15 protein-coding genes, 1 tRNA gene and 5 pseudogenes are annotated in these 15782 nt (G+C 57.8%); 8 read left to right on the forward strand and 13 right to left on the reverse strand.

Translation table 11 applies throughout. The annotated features are described in order from the left end of the window. Positions 1–10: 10 nt before the first annotated feature. The 3 genes from cysW to RBRH_RS07605 form a co-directional block, all read right to left on the reverse strand. Positions 11–916, reverse strand: a complete 906-nt coding sequence (cysW, locus tag RBRH_RS07595) for a sulfate ABC transporter permease subunit CysW (protein WP_049786391.1) — start codon at positions 914–916, stop codon at positions 11–13. Beyond that, positions 913–1809, reverse strand: a complete 897-nt coding sequence (gene cysT, locus RBRH_RS07600) for a sulfate ABC transporter permease subunit CysT (protein ID WP_013435551.1) — start codon at positions 1807–1809, stop codon at positions 913–915. The genes cysW and cysT overlap by 4 nt, the downstream gene beginning before the upstream one ends. A gap of 111 nt (positions 1810–1920) precedes the next feature. Then, a complete protein-coding gene (locus RBRH_RS07605) occupies positions 1921–2970 on the reverse strand; it encodes a sulfate ABC transporter substrate-binding protein (RefSeq protein WP_013435552.1) in 1050 nt (349 codons plus the stop codon). 223 nt (positions 2971–3193) lie between these two features. Here RBRH_RS07605 and lexA point away from each other — a divergent pair, with 223 nt between their 5' ends. Genes lexA through RBRH_RS07620 form a run of 3 tightly spaced genes read left to right on the forward strand, consistent with a single transcriptional unit; the run spans position 3194 to position 4965 of the window. Then, positions 3194–3841: a transcriptional repressor LexA gene (gene lexA / locus RBRH_RS07610; protein WP_041753623.1), complete on the forward strand. Its 648-nt coding sequence runs from the start codon at positions 3194–3196 to the stop codon at positions 3839–3841. A 20-nt stretch (positions 3842–3861) separates the two neighbouring features. Further along, positions 3862–4278 carry a hypothetical protein gene (locus RBRH_RS07615; RefSeq protein WP_013435554.1) on the forward strand — a complete coding sequence of 139 codons (417 nt, stop codon included), beginning with the start codon at positions 3862–3864 and terminating at the stop codon, positions 4276–4278. Between the two features lie 24 nt (positions 4279–4302). After that, the gene (locus tag RBRH_RS07620) at positions 4303–4965 is read left to right on the forward strand and encodes a DUF2939 domain-containing protein (RefSeq protein WP_013435555.1); all 663 of its coding nucleotides are present in this window, start codon (positions 4303–4305) and stop codon (positions 4963–4965) included. A gap of 57 nt (positions 4966–5022) precedes the next feature. On the opposite strand, the pseudogene RBRH_RS07625 reads toward RBRH_RS07620, so the two are convergent. Then, positions 5023–5531 (reverse strand): annotated as a pseudogene (locus tag RBRH_RS07625) (universal stress protein). A 1058-nt stretch (positions 5532–6589) separates the two neighbouring features. Between RBRH_RS07625 and RBRH_RS18865 the strand changes: the two are divergent. Further along, positions 6590–6913, forward strand: coding sequence for a hypothetical protein (locus tag RBRH_RS18865; RefSeq protein ID WP_013435561.1), 324 nt, complete (start codon positions 6590–6592; stop codon positions 6911–6913). A 615-nt stretch (positions 6914–7528) separates the two neighbouring features. Here the strand turns inward: RBRH_RS18865 and RBRH_RS21555 are convergent. Together RBRH_RS21555 and RBRH_RS21305 are read right to left on the reverse strand one after the other, a co-directional pair. Next, positions 7529–7699: a hypothetical protein gene (locus tag RBRH_RS21555; protein WP_013435564.1), complete on the reverse strand. Its 171-nt coding sequence runs from the start codon at positions 7697–7699 to the stop codon at positions 7529–7531. A gap of 237 nt (positions 7700–7936) precedes the next feature. Beyond that, positions 7937–8197 (reverse strand): annotated as a pseudogene (locus RBRH_RS21305) (transposase); the annotation flags it as partial. Positions 8198–8526: 329 nt separating this feature from the next. Between RBRH_RS21305 and RBRH_RS18875 the strand changes: the two are divergent. Beyond that, positions 8527–9042: a hypothetical protein gene (locus tag RBRH_RS18875; RefSeq protein WP_157864389.1), complete on the forward strand. Its 516-nt coding sequence runs from the start codon at positions 8527–8529 to the stop codon at positions 9040–9042. Positions 9043–9324: 282 nt separating this feature from the next. Here RBRH_RS18875 and RBRH_RS20205 read toward each other — a convergent pair. The 6 genes and pseudogenes from RBRH_RS20205 to RBRH_RS20210 all read right to left on the reverse strand — a co-directional run. Next, positions 9325–9463: pseudogene (locus tag RBRH_RS20205) on the reverse strand (lysis system i-spanin subunit Rz); the annotation flags it as partial. A 540-nt stretch (positions 9464–10003) separates the two neighbouring features. Beyond that, a tRNA-His gene (locus RBRH_RS07640) sits at positions 10004–10079 on the reverse strand. A 134-nt stretch (positions 10080–10213) separates the two neighbouring features. Beyond that, positions 10214–11192: pseudogene (gene dusA / locus RBRH_RS07645) on the reverse strand (tRNA dihydrouridine(20/20a) synthase DusA). A gap of 797 nt (positions 11193–11989) precedes the next feature. Further along, complete coding sequence (locus RBRH_RS07650; RefSeq protein ID WP_041753625.1) at positions 11990–12124, reverse strand: entericidin A/B family lipoprotein; 135 nt, start codon at positions 12122–12124, stop codon at positions 11990–11992. A gap of 381 nt (positions 12125–12505) precedes the next feature. Then, the gene (locus tag RBRH_RS18880; RefSeq protein WP_157864390.1) at positions 12506–12865 is read right to left on the reverse strand and encodes a hypothetical protein; all 360 of its coding nucleotides are present in this window, start codon (positions 12863–12865) and stop codon (positions 12506–12508) included. Between the two features lie 108 nt (positions 12866–12973). Continuing rightward, positions 12974–13482: pseudogene (locus tag RBRH_RS20210) on the reverse strand (ABC transporter substrate-binding protein); the annotation flags it as partial. 180 nt (positions 13483–13662) lie between these two features. Here RBRH_RS20210 and RBRH_RS07665 point away from each other — a divergent pair. The 3 genes from RBRH_RS07665 to RBRH_RS07675 all read left to right on the forward strand — a co-directional run bounded on the left by RBRH_RS07665 (position 13663) and on the right by RBRH_RS07675 (position 15293). Further along, complete coding sequence (locus tag RBRH_RS07665) at positions 13663–13923, forward strand: type II toxin-antitoxin system TacA family antitoxin (protein WP_041753630.1); 261 nt, start codon at positions 13663–13665, stop codon at positions 13921–13923. Next, positions 13920–14417, forward strand: coding sequence for a GNAT family N-acetyltransferase (locus tag RBRH_RS07670; protein ID WP_013435576.1), 498 nt, complete (start codon positions 13920–13922; stop codon positions 14415–14417). Before RBRH_RS07665 ends, RBRH_RS07670 begins: the two co-directional genes overlap by 4 nt. 447 nt (positions 14418–14864) lie before the next feature. Next, on the forward strand, positions 14865–15293 hold the full coding sequence (locus RBRH_RS07675; RefSeq protein WP_013435578.1) for a membrane protein: 429 nt from the start codon (positions 14865–14867) through the stop codon (positions 15291–15293). A 159-nt stretch (positions 15294–15452) separates the two neighbouring features. Here the strand turns inward: RBRH_RS07675 and RBRH_RS07680 are convergent, their stop codons facing one another. Then, positions 15453–15740, reverse strand: coding sequence for a DUF1488 family protein (locus RBRH_RS07680; RefSeq protein WP_013435579.1), 288 nt, complete (start codon positions 15738–15740; stop codon positions 15453–15455). Between the last annotated feature and the right edge of the window lie 42 nt (positions 15741–15782).

The raw sequence follows: 15782 nt of genomic DNA on the forward strand, positions 1-15782 counted from the left end.
GCGTGGATGGCTAGCTGGCTGCCGGCTCGCTCGACGTCTGGGTGAGCCGGCGTTGCGCGATCAATTTCAACGCGAGCGTCGCCAGCGCAAGCAACGCCAGTAGCGACGCGACCGCGAACGCGGCGACGAAGTTGTATTCGTTGTAGAGAATTTCCACGTGCAAGGGCATCGTGTTGGTCTGCCCGCGAATGTGGCCAGAAACCACCGAGACTGCACCAAACTCGCCCATGGCGCGGGCATTGCACAAGATCACGCCGTATAACAGGCCCCACTTAACGTTGGGCAGCGTCACGCGACAAAAGATCTGCCAGCCGGAGGCGCCCAGCACACGGGCCGCCTCCTCCTCGTCGGCGCCCTGCGCCTGCATGAGCGGGATCAATTCGCGCGCGACAAATGGAAACGTGACGAACACCGTCGCCAGCACGATGCCTGGCACCGCGAAGATAATCTGCACGTTGCGATCTTGTAGCCACGGGCCAAACCAGCCTTGCGCACCGAACATCAGCACGTAGATCAGCCCGGAGATCACCGGCGAGACCGAAAATGGCAAGTCAATCAGCGTAGTCAGTAGACTCTTGCCGCGGAACTCGAACTTTGCGATCGCCCATGACGCGCATAAGCCGAATACAACGTTCAGCGGCACAGCGATCACCGCCGTGATCAATGTCAGCTTGATCGCCGACAGTGCATCCGCGTCGGTCAAGGCGTCCAGATAGACCCCCACGCCCTTGGCTAGCGCCTGATAGAACACCGCGGCCAGCGGCAGCACCAGGAACAGACCAAGAAAAAGCAGCGCGATCGCAGTCAGCGCCCACCGTACCGCACGCGGCTCGGTCGTCACGTCTACACGCGATGCCCGCCTCGGCTGCACGCCAGCATCGATTGCGACCGCCGATTGAGTGGCTTGCTGGCTCATCGCGCCTCGCCAGCCGTGACCACGGACGGTGCGACACTGGGTGGCGTCGCGCAGCGCGTACTGGACGTGCGCCGCTGCAGCACCCATTGCAGCGTGTTGATCGTCAGCAGCAGCACGAACGATACGAGCAGCATCACGACGGCCAGGGCCGTCGCCCCTGCATAGTCGTACTGTTCCAGCTTCGTAATGATCAACAATGATGTGATTTCAGACTTCATTGGCATATTGCCCGCAATAAAAATCACCGAGCCATATTCGCCGAGCGCACGCGCAAACGCGAGCGCAAAACCCGTCAGCAGCGCGGGCAGCAACGACGGCAGGACCACGCGGCGAAAGGTCAGCCAGCGCGTCGCACCGAGGCAGGCAGCGGCCTCCTCCTGCTCGCGCTCGAACTCCTCCAGCACCGGTTGCACGGTGCGGACCACGAACGGCAATCCAATGAAGGTCAGCGCGACCAGCACCCCGAGCGGCGTGAATGCCACCTTGATGCCAAGCGGGACGAGCAGCGAGCCTACCCAGCCGTTACCCGAATAGACGGCGGCCAGCGCAATGCCAGCGACCGCGGTGGGCAAAGCGAACGGCAGATCGATCACCGCATCGACAAGCCGCTTGAACGCAAACTCATACCGCACCAGCACCCATGCTACGACAAAGCCGAACACCACATTGAGCAGCGCGGCGCCCAGCGACGCGCAGAACGTGAGCCGGTACGAGGCCAGCACGCGCGGCGACGCGACGGCACGCGCAAACTCGGGCCACGTCAATGTCGCCGTCTTCAAGAAAGCCGCGGCAAGCGGGACCAGCACCACTAGGCCCAAATACGCGACCGTGATACCGAACGTGACATCGAACCCGGGCAACGCACTGGGCTTGCGAAAATAAAAACGACTCATGCCTGCTACTCGCCTCCAAGCACCGCTCGCACCCGACCCAGGGGATTCGGGCTCGGCGTACGCCGGCAGCCCTCTCAGGCCGCGGGCCGCCGCCTGGCAGCCATCGTCGGCTTACTGTGGCTGATAAATCGAATCGAATACGCCACCGTCGGCAAAATGCACTTTTTGAGCCTTCGCCCATCCGCCGAATGTATCGTTGACCGTGTACAACTTAAGCTTTGGGAACTGCCGGATCAGCGCGTCGGGCACCTTGCTCGAGCGCGGCCGATAGAAGTGCTTTGCCGCGATCTGCTGGCCCTGCTCGGTGTACAGAAAGTTCAGGTAAGCCTGCGCGAGCTTGCGCGTGCCGCGGCGGTCCACCACCTTGTCGACCAGCGCGACCGGTGGTTCGGCCAGAATGCTGACCGATGGCATCACGATCTCGAATTGGTCAGGCCCGAACTCCTTGAGCGACAGGAATGCTTCGTTTTCCCAGGCGACCAGCACGTCGCCGATACCGCGTTGCACGAAGCTGGTAGTCGCACCCCGTGCGCCGGAATCGAGCACACCGGCATTCTTGTACAGCTTTGCGACGAACTCGCGCGCTTTTTGCTCACTGCCACCCGGCTGGTGCAACGCGTACGCCCATGCGGCCAGGTAGTTCCAGCGTGCGCCACCGGAAGTCTTTGGGTTCGGGGTGACGATGGACACGCCCGGCTTGACCAGATCGTCCCAGTCCTTGATCCGTTTCGGATTGCCCTTGCGCACAACGAACACGATCGTCGACGTGTACGGCGCCGCATGGTCCGGCAAGCGTTTTTGCCAATCCGCGTCAATCAATCCCTGCTTGGCGATCGCATCGATATCGTAGGCCAGCGCCAACGTGACAACGTCCGCCTGCAAGCCATCGATGACCGAACGCGCCTGCGCGCCCGAGCCGCCGTGCGACTGTCTGAACGATACGGTCTCGCCGGTCTTGGCCTTCCATTCTTTTGCGAACGCTTGATTCATGTCCTGGTACAGTTCTCGCGTCGGGTCATACGACACATTGAGTAGCGTCCTGTCCGCGACGGCCGCGCCACTGGCCACGATGCCGCACGTCAGCACCCATGTCGCGGCTAACCGCCGCCACACCGATGCACTGTCGCGCTGCCGCGCCCGCCCCGTTACCTGTTCGCTCATTTGTATGCCCGTGGATGTCGTGAGGACCGGCCAAGTCTAACGAACGCGTTTCATTATCAAAAATAATCGTTCCTTATGCTTTTATATTCAAAAGTCGTAAGAGACCGGGCGGCGCGCCAACAATTTATGCCACGAGCAAACAGACAACGATTTCAAGTAACACTTGAAATACTGCGAATACTGTATAAAAATACAGGAACCTGTTCATCCATACAGTAACCTCATGACTAAACTCACCGCCCGTCAGCAGCAGGTCTACGACTTGATCCGCCGCGCGATCGAGCGCACCGGCTTTCCGCCGACGCGCGCCGAGATCGCTGCAGAACTCGGCTTTAGCTCAGCCAACTCGGCCGAAGAGCACTTGCGCGCGTTGGCGCGCAAAGGGGTGATCGAACTGGCGGCGGGTGCGTCACGCGGGATCCGATTGCTGTCAATGGAAGACGGACCGCACCAGTACACGCTGCCACATCCAGCGGTCATGCAGTTATCGCTGCCGCTGGTCGGTCGCGTCGCGGCCGGCAGTCCGATCCTGGCTCAGGAGCATATCGCGCAGCATTACGCGTGCGATCCAGCGCTGTTTGTGAGCCGGCCCGACTATCTTCTGAAAGTACGCGGGATGTCGATGCGCGATGCAGGCATCTTCGACGGAGACCTGCTGGCCGTACAGAAACAGCACGATGTGAAAGAAGGCCAGATTGTGGTGGCGCGGCTGGGCGACGACGTGACGGTCAAGCGCTTCCATCGGCTGGTAAATGGCATCGAATTGATCGCAGAAAATCCGGATTACGAGAACATCATTGTGAGCCCGGGACAAGAAGATTTTGAATTGGAAGGCATTGCGGTCGGCTTGATCCGCCCCAACGCGTTCTAAATACCGACACGGAGAAACCGATGAAACGACTTGCCCGCCTGTTTCCGTTACGCGCGTTCGGGCGCCTGCGTCATCTGCGAGGCCTCGTGCCATGCGGTGCATCATCGCACCCCGCCACTTCGTTCGGTCTGTTGATGGGCGGCGCGACGCCGGCACAGCGCCCGACCGCACCAATGCACGACGGCATGGCACACGTCGTGCGGGAGTACATGGAATTGCCATCTAGCTTACCGGCTTTCGCGCGCGTGCCGCTGCGCCACGGCGTGCCTCAGGCCGAACCGGCCCGTCGTCGCCCATGGCGGGAGGACGAACCGGTGCGCGTCTACCGCAGTGCATCGCGCGTGGTACTAGTGGGCCATATCGATGCGGTTTGCAGCATGATCGACCGGTATATCGCGGCAGAGGAGACTGGGGTTGCCCACGGTTTGCTGGATTAATTTGTTCGCGCTACAACTGCGCATATGACATCGGCCTCATTTAAGCGTCTTGTCGCCGCAGGGGTGACGCTGGCTAGCGGGGTGGCAGGCGTGCTCAGCTACGCGTCGCCTTATATCGTCCTGAACCGCCTGGAGCATGCAGCCGATGCGCGCGACGCCGAGACGGTCAATCGATACGTCGACTACCCTGCATTGCGTGCCAGTTTGAAACAGGAACTCAATGCACGGATCACGCGTGCGGTCGGCGCGCATGCAGATGATTCGCCGCTGGCGCAGGCAGTCGCCAGTGTCGGCACGATGGTCGGTTCCGCGTTAATCGCACCGATTGTCGAAGTCTATGCAACGCCAGACGGTGTGGCCGCGTTGCTAGCCGGCATGCCCCCGCGCGATTTGGCAAGCGACACGACACCGCCGGGCCCGGTGCGGGTTCCGCAAGCGAGTGCGACACGCGGCGCAGCCGTTTCCGGTACGTCGGATTCCGCCGGCCCCAGCGCACCAGGCGGCCGACAGCCCGCGGCCGGCGCGTCCGTAAGCGGCGAAGTTCGCGCGAGTGCCGCCTATCGCGGCCTCAACGAGTTCGTAGTCCGATACCGCACTGATTCGAAGGACCCGCCGTATAGGATGATTTTTAACCGAACCGGCGTTTTCAGCTGGCAACTTGTTGGAGTCAAACTCAACGGTTCATGATGCGGGTCATTGCGACACGGGGCCGACCCATGTGAATCCACACCGTAGCGCGACAACTCAAACCCTTTCCGCCGCTGCAGCGGTGGATAACTCGACTTCATTCGCTTCGCCCGCGCTCGAGACGGCAACCAGGATGCTGCAGCGAACGCGGTCCAGCAACTACGTATTCTCCGGGCCTGTCCACCAGCGAGCCAAGCCGGTGCGCACGATGACCGACCACGACGAGACCCGCCTGCATATGCTCCGCACACTGGGTGATTTCGTCAATCGGATTGCCCAATGCGAAACGGCCATGCGCACTCAGGCCCCGTTTCTGGAGCCAATCCACCCCGTCCTGCAGAATGTCCCGCGCCGCCTGCTCGAACTGCCCGCACGCCACATCGGTCATCAACCCCGCGCTTTGCGCAATGCTCGAGCACATGTTCACGACAGCCAGCACATGCGTCTGCGCCCTAAGGTCGAGTGCCAGCTCGGTTCCCTGACACAATGCCTTGCGGCTTTTCCACTGCCTTGCGACCTTCCCGCGACCCATCGTAGCACAGCAAAATGGTTCGATAGCTGGCGATGTCGACCTCCGTTGGTTCAAAAAGTGAATCCATCCGTGCATCTTCGACCGTCGGAATCAACAAAAAATGCAGGAAAACACGTATCCAGGAATCGATTGCCAGGATCGATCTCAATGCCGACTCTGCCCTCGATGCCTAAACACGCGATTGAATTTACCAGCGTCAAAAAAAGTCCATGCAAATAATATGGTCATCGATGCCCTGTTGATTTACCGCCAGAACGGGCAGGGCTATGGGTTACTCAAATCGAAGGCTCCGGCAAGACGACCACACTGCGTATGTTGCTCGGCATGGCACCGCCGGATGCGGGCATCATTCATGGGCTCGGCGGGCCCGTGCGCGCATGAGTGTCGTGCCGCGACTTGATGCTCTCCATCCGAACTTTCCGTCATCGAGAATCTACGCGTGCTTACCTGGTACTTCGGCATTCTGGCATGCACGGGCAATGCGCGAAGCCGTCGCTGCTCGAATTCACCCAGCTCGACAACAAGGCTTACGCCCGTGTCACGGAGTTCTCAAACGGCATGAAACGGCGCCTGACGGCTGACTCACGCATTAACCAATAACCCTCCCTACCCGTGAGAGACACACCTACGACCGGCCGGATCCGCAAGCTCGGCATCTGGTCTGGAAGCAATGACGCTTGTTGCTTGCACGCGGTAACGTAATGGCTTAGTGAAAACTGCTCAGAATGGTGCAACTTGGTTCACACAGTGAAATTTTTGATTGATAACATTTACGGTGTATTCCAATTAGTAAACACTGACTTTGCACTCAGCGGGCTTTGGTCACACGCATGGCATAATACATATCAAATATGGCGGATTATTCGGTATTCTTCATCGATGTTTACGCCACCATGTTGGTTGGGCTGCTCATGCTAGCCATCGGGGAAACCGCATGTTACGCTTAGCGCAGCGAGGATAAATAACTGTATGCTAGTGACGCACTCGTACACATGGGAAATTTTCCTTACGCCAGCTGATAAATTTTATATAAGTGAAGTTTCATCCGCACTGCATCGCATCGCTTAACTTATTTACCAAAGGAGAGCTATAATGATTAAAAAATACTTAATCTCTTTGATTTTTATGATGCTTCTCGCAATAAATAATGCATTTGCAATGGATGGCGGATTTTGCTTTCCTGTAAAACAAGCAGAAAGAGGACAAAATATTATAGCCAGTACAGAATTGGGGCCTAATATGCAATGGAAGTGCGACGACGGAATTATGGAAAATTTTTTTTATAGACCATTAACAACCACATCGCAAATTTATCAAATGGGTTTCCGCATTGTCGGAGTTTACACCGCCAGCTCTTCCATAAATAAATCCCCACAAGAAAACATCCCCTATATTCTTATTGAAAGGAACCGTTGAAGCGCACAGAAATAATAATAAACAACTAACCACCAATAGAGTGTTGTCAAAATCTGCCTGCTTATACGACAACCACTATAAATAGAAAATCTCAAATTTTGTCATTTTATTATGCCTGCTCTTCGGGTGCCTGTCTTACGGGAAGATTCCTCAAACCGTAAGGCGGGCAAAGCGTTGATGTAGAAAAATCCTCTCTTTTTAACCTTTAACTTCTTTGCCTCCCAACTAGTTTTTAACACAGCATGTTCAGGTCAGTGCATTCCCCTGTTGTACATAGATGCGGCAGATCGTCAAATATTCTTTGGAATACTTATCACGATGATCCGGGCTCATCAAATTAGCCGGTACGTAATCCCCGCACTCTCGACGGATTAACGAGTTTGACAATCAGCGACACACTTGCATACCGTTGCATAATTAGCCGGCCATGAACTAATAGTTTTGGCCTGCGGATGAGTCGTGTGATACCATGTCGCAAACCCGGATGATAGACCTTCACACCATCGATGGCGACACTCTTATAGCCACGGTCAGCGACGGCGGACTGCGGGACCGATCAGCTCTTTCAACGCCGCACGACTTTGCTGGGCTAATCCGTCCAGTTGCCGCTCGACGTCACGCACCACGCACCACGCGCCCAACGCGCGACCACAAGCGCCAAAGCGCCTTCTTCATCCGCTTGTGCGGCTTCGCATGCGCATAGCGGCCGGTCTGGCTTGCCAGACGCGGCGCTTCGTGATTGTCGTTCTGCCGCAACTTCAGCCCGTTCCGGGCCGCAGCCCTCACTCAATGTTTCCGACAACGTTTAAGCAGGCGCGAATCGGTGGGGTGGGCAATTGCCTTTTCCATCACCGCCCGGTATCTATACCCTTGCGGGGCTCCATGGCTGGCCCGCACATTCCTCTGCCAACGCTTCGCTGCCCTCCTCGGGGATGCCCACGCACGGCTCGGAGCGATGTGGCTCTCTATGCCTTCATCGTAGTGGGCTCTCACCACCTGCACCTTGCCGATCTTCCGGCGCACCCAATACAGGTTCTCGAACCATTGCCAGAGCACGTCCTCGTCCGACAGATCGAAGACGTGCTGCAAATACAGCAGCCCTGCGGTTAAGCGCGGCGAATTGGCCGGTCGGCCCCGGTGCGGCACGGTACTCACGTTCATCGCCGTGCCCAACCGCTCCTAGTCGCACAGACGGCAAGGCAGACCACGGATGCTTCAAATTGGTCGGCTCGCGCAGCGGTTGGCGAAACAATCTTCCGCTGTCACCGGCGTCTTCGGACCCATCCATACCTCGTCAGGATTGGCAGGTTTCACACCCCAATATGCCCGCTCTTTGCAACTCCCACAACACCGTTTCGAGTTCGCAGCCTAGCCGCATATGCCTTCCAGGGGAATTCAGAGCCGACTTGCTAGCGCTCAACAAGTTATTTTAGGCAATCTGGCTAAGGGAGCCATGTAGATTATGCAACAATAACCTATGATAGCGGACTATTCTTTCATTTATAATTTATTCAGCCGCAACGCTTGCAACTGTGTTTATAAAAACCTATATTTTTTTCGGGGCCACTCGGATGGTGAATTAATAAACTTTTTTATACGGGATGAGATTAACCATGCGCAAAACAATCAAACTTATTTTGATGCTTTTGTTCCCGCTTGTGACATCGTCGGCTTGGTCTGATGTCGGAGATGTCGATATTGAAGGATACTCCATGGCCGTCCCCAATCAGACTAGTACGATACGGGTCCAAGACGTTCAAGTGAATAACATCGTGGAAGAGGGCGATAGATGTCCGGAGAACGGTCGCCAAGCCAGGAATGCCAACGGAACCCCACTTTTTTGCCAATCTGGGGTATGGAAAACTGCACTGGCGGGCGCCAAGATACGCACGGTATTTAGCGAGTTTGGGAACATGGTTAACCCGCATACTGGAAAGCCTGACGTTGGCCTTGCTACTTGTAACGCCGACGAAATTGTTATCGCTGGTGGCGGCAACTGCCAAAACGGGGACAAAGCATGGTTACACACGTCAGGGCCGCACGGCAATGGTTGGATGGCCAACTGTTACGCGGGTAATCATGGCGACAACCCTGCTCAGGCAATCGCTATTTGTTTGTCTATTCGGTGAATTACGGAAACCTCCATTGTCACGCAAATGCAAAACATAGGGTTTGCACGGCAAGCTTTATTCTAAAACAAGCTGGATTGCCAATCATGTGGCGAGTGAATTAATATTGGAGCGGACTTGCCAATCCAGTGTATGGGCTGGCAACGCCCGCAGCACAACCAAACGGCTGCTGCTAATAGCAGATTGGCGGAATTTTCAGACCATGGTCGGATAAAAGGTCATTTTTTGCCCTCCGCTACGCTTCACGCATGCTGTTTAGTCCATGACAGCAACAATATTGCTCTATCGGCAACTAACCGTCTGCGGCCGTACTGCACACATGTAGCCTTGGAGCGCGCGAAGCTTCTTTATTTCTCGCTGGGCGCCGGCCGCAACGGCGGAAAACGCGTTCTGCCACTGCTGCGTCGAGGTCTGCATAGGCAGTGGTTTGCGGCCTGACCCGCTCGTCGTTGGCCAGCAGCTTACGCAGCCCCAGTATTGCGCCGATGACGGCCAACGCCAGTAGATTCTCTCGTGTTCGTTCAGTGGCATCATCCTTTTCCAGTGCGCATCATGGTCGCCAGACGGTAAGTGCGAGCGCCCAATTGCGTGGCTTACTTCGAGGCGAGCAGCGGGTGAAGCCGCAAGCCAGGTTCTCGAACCGCTATGGGACGCACCATACGTCGGCCGACTCCAAGGCGGGATGGCGAAGCTGATAGGCAAGGCGCTCAAGCTAAAAAAATCGAAAGGCGGTTCACGTTCCACGAGCTGCACACCTACTATGTGACCAGGCACAGGGCAGAACGCGGCATGCTGCCGGCTCTTGATGCAAATCCGGCGACGACCGCACGCGCTGACGACCGCACAAAAATCGCAAAGCGGCGAAGCATGTCATTCTCAACTTGAGAATGACAAAGCAAAAACGGCACTGGATAAAATCTCAGTGCCGTTTTATAAACGCTTGATTTTCTTAAAAATTCTTTGGGGTGGCCGATGGGACTCGAACCCACGACGACAGGAATCACAATCCTGGACTCTACCAACTGAGCTACGGCCACCACTGCAGGAACCGATACATCGAGGCACGCTGCACGCCGGTGAGAACAATCACCAGCGGAGACCGGAATTATACGCAGGGATTTCCCATTTTGCTAGCGGTGGGACGCAAAAAATTCTGACCCAGCTACCGGCTTCACTCGACATGCGCTTTTGCCATGTGATCGTGCCCGGCCGGGCGGGCGTTCAACATGGCGCGCGCCTCGTCAAATATGCGCGAATCGCCAGTGGCCAGTTTTCGATGATCCGACAACACGCGGCGCCAACCTCTCGCGCCAGGTTGGTCGCGATAAAGCCCGAGCATATGCCGCGTGACGGCGCCAATGTAGGTACCCCGAGCCTGTTCGGCCCCAATATACTCGATCATCGCCTGCTCGACCTCGCCGCGCGTACGCGCCAGCGCCGACGGCTCGTAGAAGCGCCTATCGACATCTGCCAGCAGAAAGGGATTGTGATAGGCTTCGCGCCCGATCATCACGCCGTCGACGTGGTGCAGGTGTTCATGCGCCTTCATCCAACGTCTTGATGCCGCCATTGATGACGATCTCGAACTCAGGGAAGTCACGCTTGAGCCGGTACGCGTAGTCATACTTCAACGGTGGAATCTCGCGGTTCTCTTTCGGCGACAGTCCCTTCAGTATCGCGTTGCGCGCGTGCACGATGAATACGCGGCATCCACCTTGCGCCACAGTGCCCACGAAATCGCGCACGAACCCATAGTCATCGATCGCGTCCACGCCGATCCGATGCTTGACCGTCACGGGCACCGCGACAGCATCGCACATTGCCTTCACACAATCGGCGACCAGCGTTGCCTCCTTCATCAGGCACGCGCCGAATGCGCCGCGCTGCACCCGCTCGGACGGACAGCCACAATTCAGATTGACTTCATCGTAGCCCCACTGCTCTGAAAGTTTCGCGCAGCGGGCAAGCTCGTCCGGCTCGCTGCCGCCAAGCTGTAATGCAATCGGGGCCTCCTGCGGCGTGAACGACAGGTGTCGTGCGACATCGCCGAACAGCAGGGCGCCAGTCGTCACCATTTCCGTGTATAGGTAGACGTGGCGGGATAATTGCCGGTGGAAATAGCGGCAATGGCGGTCGGTCCAGTCCATCATCGGCGCGACGCAGATGCGTCGGGCACGATGGGCGTTGAAGTCGGTCATCGGAGCAGCAGTCGCGGAATACGCGAGTATCGCGGGCAAACCGACATTTTATCGTCTCTGCGACGGCCTCGCACCCGCGCGTGTCTCTGCGCAAAAAGCCCAGCCCGCGGTGGGCTAGGGAGTCCCTAATTCAAAAATACATTACTTCAAAACTTGAACTCATCGCAGTAGCCCGGAGCCGTTGAGAGCGCTCGCTCTGCGCGGATTGTCTCACTATGTCCGACGCCGCCGGACTCGAGCCATACGTCGACGCTGCCGGCAAGTTGGTGGGTGCCGGCCTTCATCATTCCGACCATACTGCTGAAACGACCATGCCGGGTGCCAACTGACCCGAAGAAATTTTGGACCCGTAGGTGCCAGGCATGTGACTCGAAGTAAGCAGCAAGCGCTATTAGCGGCATGACAACAGGCGAACCATGTTCCTCGACGCGGCGACGCTCGTGTCATCTATCAGGCAGTTCATGGAATTTCAGCTTCGTGATGCCATTTCAGCGAACACACTGCTCTGCGTGCCGACATGGGCCCAAAATCAGCGTCGGGCGCTTTACGTGCCGTCAGAGGATATGGCTTCGCCCGCTGCTCAGCCGCGCACTGGGCGCCATGCTGGTGCCTCGTCCGTCCATTCTGACGGATCGGGGCCTGCCCAGGCAAACAGAGAAAGCCGGGTATGCCCCCTGATGATCATCGCTGGACCACCCTCGGCCCACTGGAAAGTCTTCGGTCGCAGCCACGCGCTGCGGCTTCTTTTGCTACTTCGCCTCTTCCGCGGAGTGAGTCATCGCCCTGCCGCCCGCGGAGATATCCTGCCCTACGCCGGACACCGTGTTGCACCCGGCCAGCGCGACCCCGGTCAGCATGAGTATTGCAGCAATCATACGTGTCATTTGACTATTCCCAAAAAATGGATGGCATGAAAATGCGGACCGGCAATAACCGCGTCCCCGGTACATCGTGGCCCACGCGCGAAAACGCCGGCCACCGGCATCGAAACCGTCCGGGGTCCGGCTCATTGAACAGAGAAGCAAACAAAGCGCCGCGACGAACACCGGCAGCCCCAAGCACGCAGGTGGCCCACTGCGGCCACAGCGAGATCATAATTTGCTCGGCGCCGACCTTCTGTGCGTTCGAGCACCGATTCATCGAGCAATCAATATGTCGTGCTGGCCGGCGTGCCCGCCGGCGCGCGCCGCGATGTGGGCCCGGCCGGCAACATCCCGCCAGCGTAGTCAGCGCCTGCAACAGCGCGCAGTACTCTACGGTGCGATTTATACTTTAATAGAAAATGGAATCGAGTTCGCGCAGGCGCTAGCCGCTGTGGTGCGACAAAAGGAGAAAGCGATGAGGCACATGACATGGCTGGCAATATACAGCGTCGCGGTGGCAACCGCCTCCGCAGTTGCTGCGCCCTGCGCTGGCATCGCGGCAGACCATCGCACACCGCTCTCCGGTTGGACGATCCCGGCCGGCGCGGCGGCGTCGCCCGCTGTAGCGGTTTCGTCCGGCACGAGATCCGCCCATGCGGGCACCGGGTCGTCTGCGCCAGTCCCAAGCAGTGGCGCAGGCGGCATGTCAAAACGTCCTGAAGACGCAGGCAAGGCCAATAATCCAGACAACATGCCGATCAAGCGCCCGGATTCAAAGACCAACGACCGCATCCTGAGAGATCACCTGCCAAGCGACGCGATCGCCCGGTAGCACGGCGCGGTATGCAGCAGCTGAACTGCAGCGACGATCGCTCTAGACGCGTGTTGACAATCCGCAAAATACGGCTCCCAAATCACCCACGCGCCGACGCTGCCTGTACGAATGCCGCACGGGCATCGCCGGCGGCAGACAGATGGGACGGATATCCGCATAGCTCAGCCCAGCCCGCTGCAGCGCGCGCGCACAAGTATGTAATAGACGTTGGAGCCCTTTTTCAACACAACGCGCTTGCCGCGCAATTGTGCGACCGAACGAATCGGCGAATCGTGTTGCACGGCGATCGCTTCGGCCACCGGGGCGGACGGTTCACTACTGACATAGATGAAGTCGACGCCCCCGCCTGGACAAATACCGGCAGCATCTCGCTGGTGGTTTCTAGGTCTAGGGCCTTCGCGTTGAGCCCCTCCAGCAATTACAGCCCGGCGGAAAACTCCAGCCATGAAACCGCGACGCCTTACGCGGCCAGCCGCTTTCCGAGCGTGCCCTTGAGCAGCACCAGCGTACCGTACTTCTGATAGCCGATGCGCAGCGTGGTCGGCGCATTTCAAAGCGCATCTTACGGGGCGTGGGTCACTGCCAGTCAAGACTCTTGTAGCAAAAGCAACGCGTTGCCGCGCGTGGATCCAGAGCGCCACCCAAATGCTGGCTGTCGGCTCTGTTGTATTGACAACAGATATACACTAATATAGTGTATCTATTGTATATACAAGGAGCTATCATGCGAGACGCCGCTATCAATCTACGTGCCCTGCCTGAACAGCGCGATTTGATCGACCATGCCGCAAGCTTACTAGGCAAGAACCGCTCTGACTTCATGCTCGAAGTCGCGTGCGAGCGAGCACAAGCGGTTGTGCTGGATCGGGTGTTTTTCCATTTGGACGCTGACAAGTTCCAGCAGTTCGTGGCAATGCTAGACGCGCCGCAAAGCGCCAATCCGGGCCTTAAGCGCTTGATGAACATTAAGGCCCCCTGGAAGTGAGTGTGGAACTTTTTGCCCCGCAGTCCCTATGCACTCAGCATCGGCTTGATGAGTTTGACTGTGGCGAGTCAGCTTTAAATGAGTGGCTTAAGCGTCGAGCGTTAATTAATCACCTGAGCGGGGCCAGTCATACGTTTGTCGCGGTTGATGCTGACCAGCGCGTCTTCGGCTATTATGCGTTGGCAGCAGGGGCGGTTTCACATCAGCAAGCCACCGGCGCGGTTCGCCGCAATATGCCAGATCCGGTTCCGGTCATGGTGCTGGCTCGGCTTGCAGTCGATCTACGGGCTCAGGGCATCAAACTCGGTGCGGCCTTGCTGCAAGACGCAGTATGCCGAGTACAGGCCGTATCGGAGAATGTCGGCGTTCGGGCCTTGCTTGTCCATGCGCTGCATGAGCGTGCACGTCAGTTCTACGAGCGCTACGGATTTCAATCCTCGCCAGTGCATTCTATGACGTTAATGTTGCGACTACCGCAAGGCAGCCATACGTAAAGGGCCGCTGGCTGCTACGAGGTGAGCCCCGGCGCTTACGCCGGATGGCCGATTTGCTAAACGTGTGCGAGCGAAGCAACAACCCGCCCTCTTCCTCGCTCATCTTTCCAGATTCCAAATTTTTTGCAGTTCTTCCGCGCTTCCATTGCTCACCAAGGACGCAATTTTCCGCAGCGTGTCCACCAATCGTGTCAGGGCGCCTTGCGATTGCTTCAAGAGCCGTTAAGGGGAATTTCTCAAAAGCTAGAATGCGTGAGACATGGAATAAAGTCCCGACACTCAAGGACGTCGGCGCGAGTCAATCCGGACGCTTTTGAAACCGGACAAACTGTCTATTTTTTCAGTTTTAGTTGTGCCAATTCGTAATATGGCGCGGCCCCCACGTGAGGTCACTATAATGAACATCCTGAGCGCGCAAGCACGCGCCTGCCGTCTACGAATCCCACTATGCAAAGCGTCATTTTGCCGTTCATTGCCGGCTTTCTCGCCGTACTGTTTTTTCATGAGGCAACGATCGCGTTGCTGCACGCGGCCGAATTGACCGACCAATTGCCGTTCTCGACCACGCCGTTCGCGCCCCTCGGCGTCCCTGAGTTCCTGCTCACCGCGCTGCTCGGCGCGCTATGGGGCATCGTACTGGCGTGGCTGCTGCGCGTCGGTCCGCAACGGCCTGCGCCGTGGCTCGGCTCATTCGTGTTCGGTGGCGTCGTGCTGACCGCAACGACGGTGTTCGTGCTCGATCCAATCTGCGGTATCTGGCCAAGCGGTAACATGCTGCCACGCCTCGCGTTTGGTTTCGTCGTCAACGCGATGTGGGGATTCGGCTCGCTGGTGTTCATGCGCGCGTTCATGACGGACAGTGACAAGCCGTCATAAACCGCCTGCGGCACACAAGCACGCGCAAGCAAGGCCGAAACGCCGTCGCAACCGCACAGCACGACGATGCGACGGGCCGCGACAGCGACACGGCGAATCGTCCGGAGCGGATCGTCCAGAGCCAGCGGGGCCAACGTGCGGCCCGCCGGTTCGCGCTGGTCAGCCCCGTGACACGTCACCAGGACGGAAATGACCGCTCTTGAGCAGTACCGGGTGTCCGTCGCAGCGCTTCAAATGCTCGCGCGCTGTGTCGAGGATACGCGCGCGGCCCCGGTCGAACGCGCGGATCCAACCGTCGCGATCGTTCGATACAACACCGAAGTGATCCTCCAGGGCTTCAACGGAGATGGCGCAGCGTACCCGTTCGCCATTGACAATGGCATCGAACTCCACGGTTAGGTTGTTGTCGCGGTACGCTCCGGCTTCAGCGGGAAAATCAATCTGCATGCCAGCCTCGGGAATCGGACGTGGATTCCTATTTTAGCGAGC

It is taken from the genome of Mycetohabitans rhizoxinica HKI 454 (genome assembly GCF_000198775.1).
Classification (GTDB): domain Bacteria; phylum Pseudomonadota; class Gammaproteobacteria; order Burkholderiales; family Burkholderiaceae; genus Mycetohabitans; species Mycetohabitans rhizoxinica.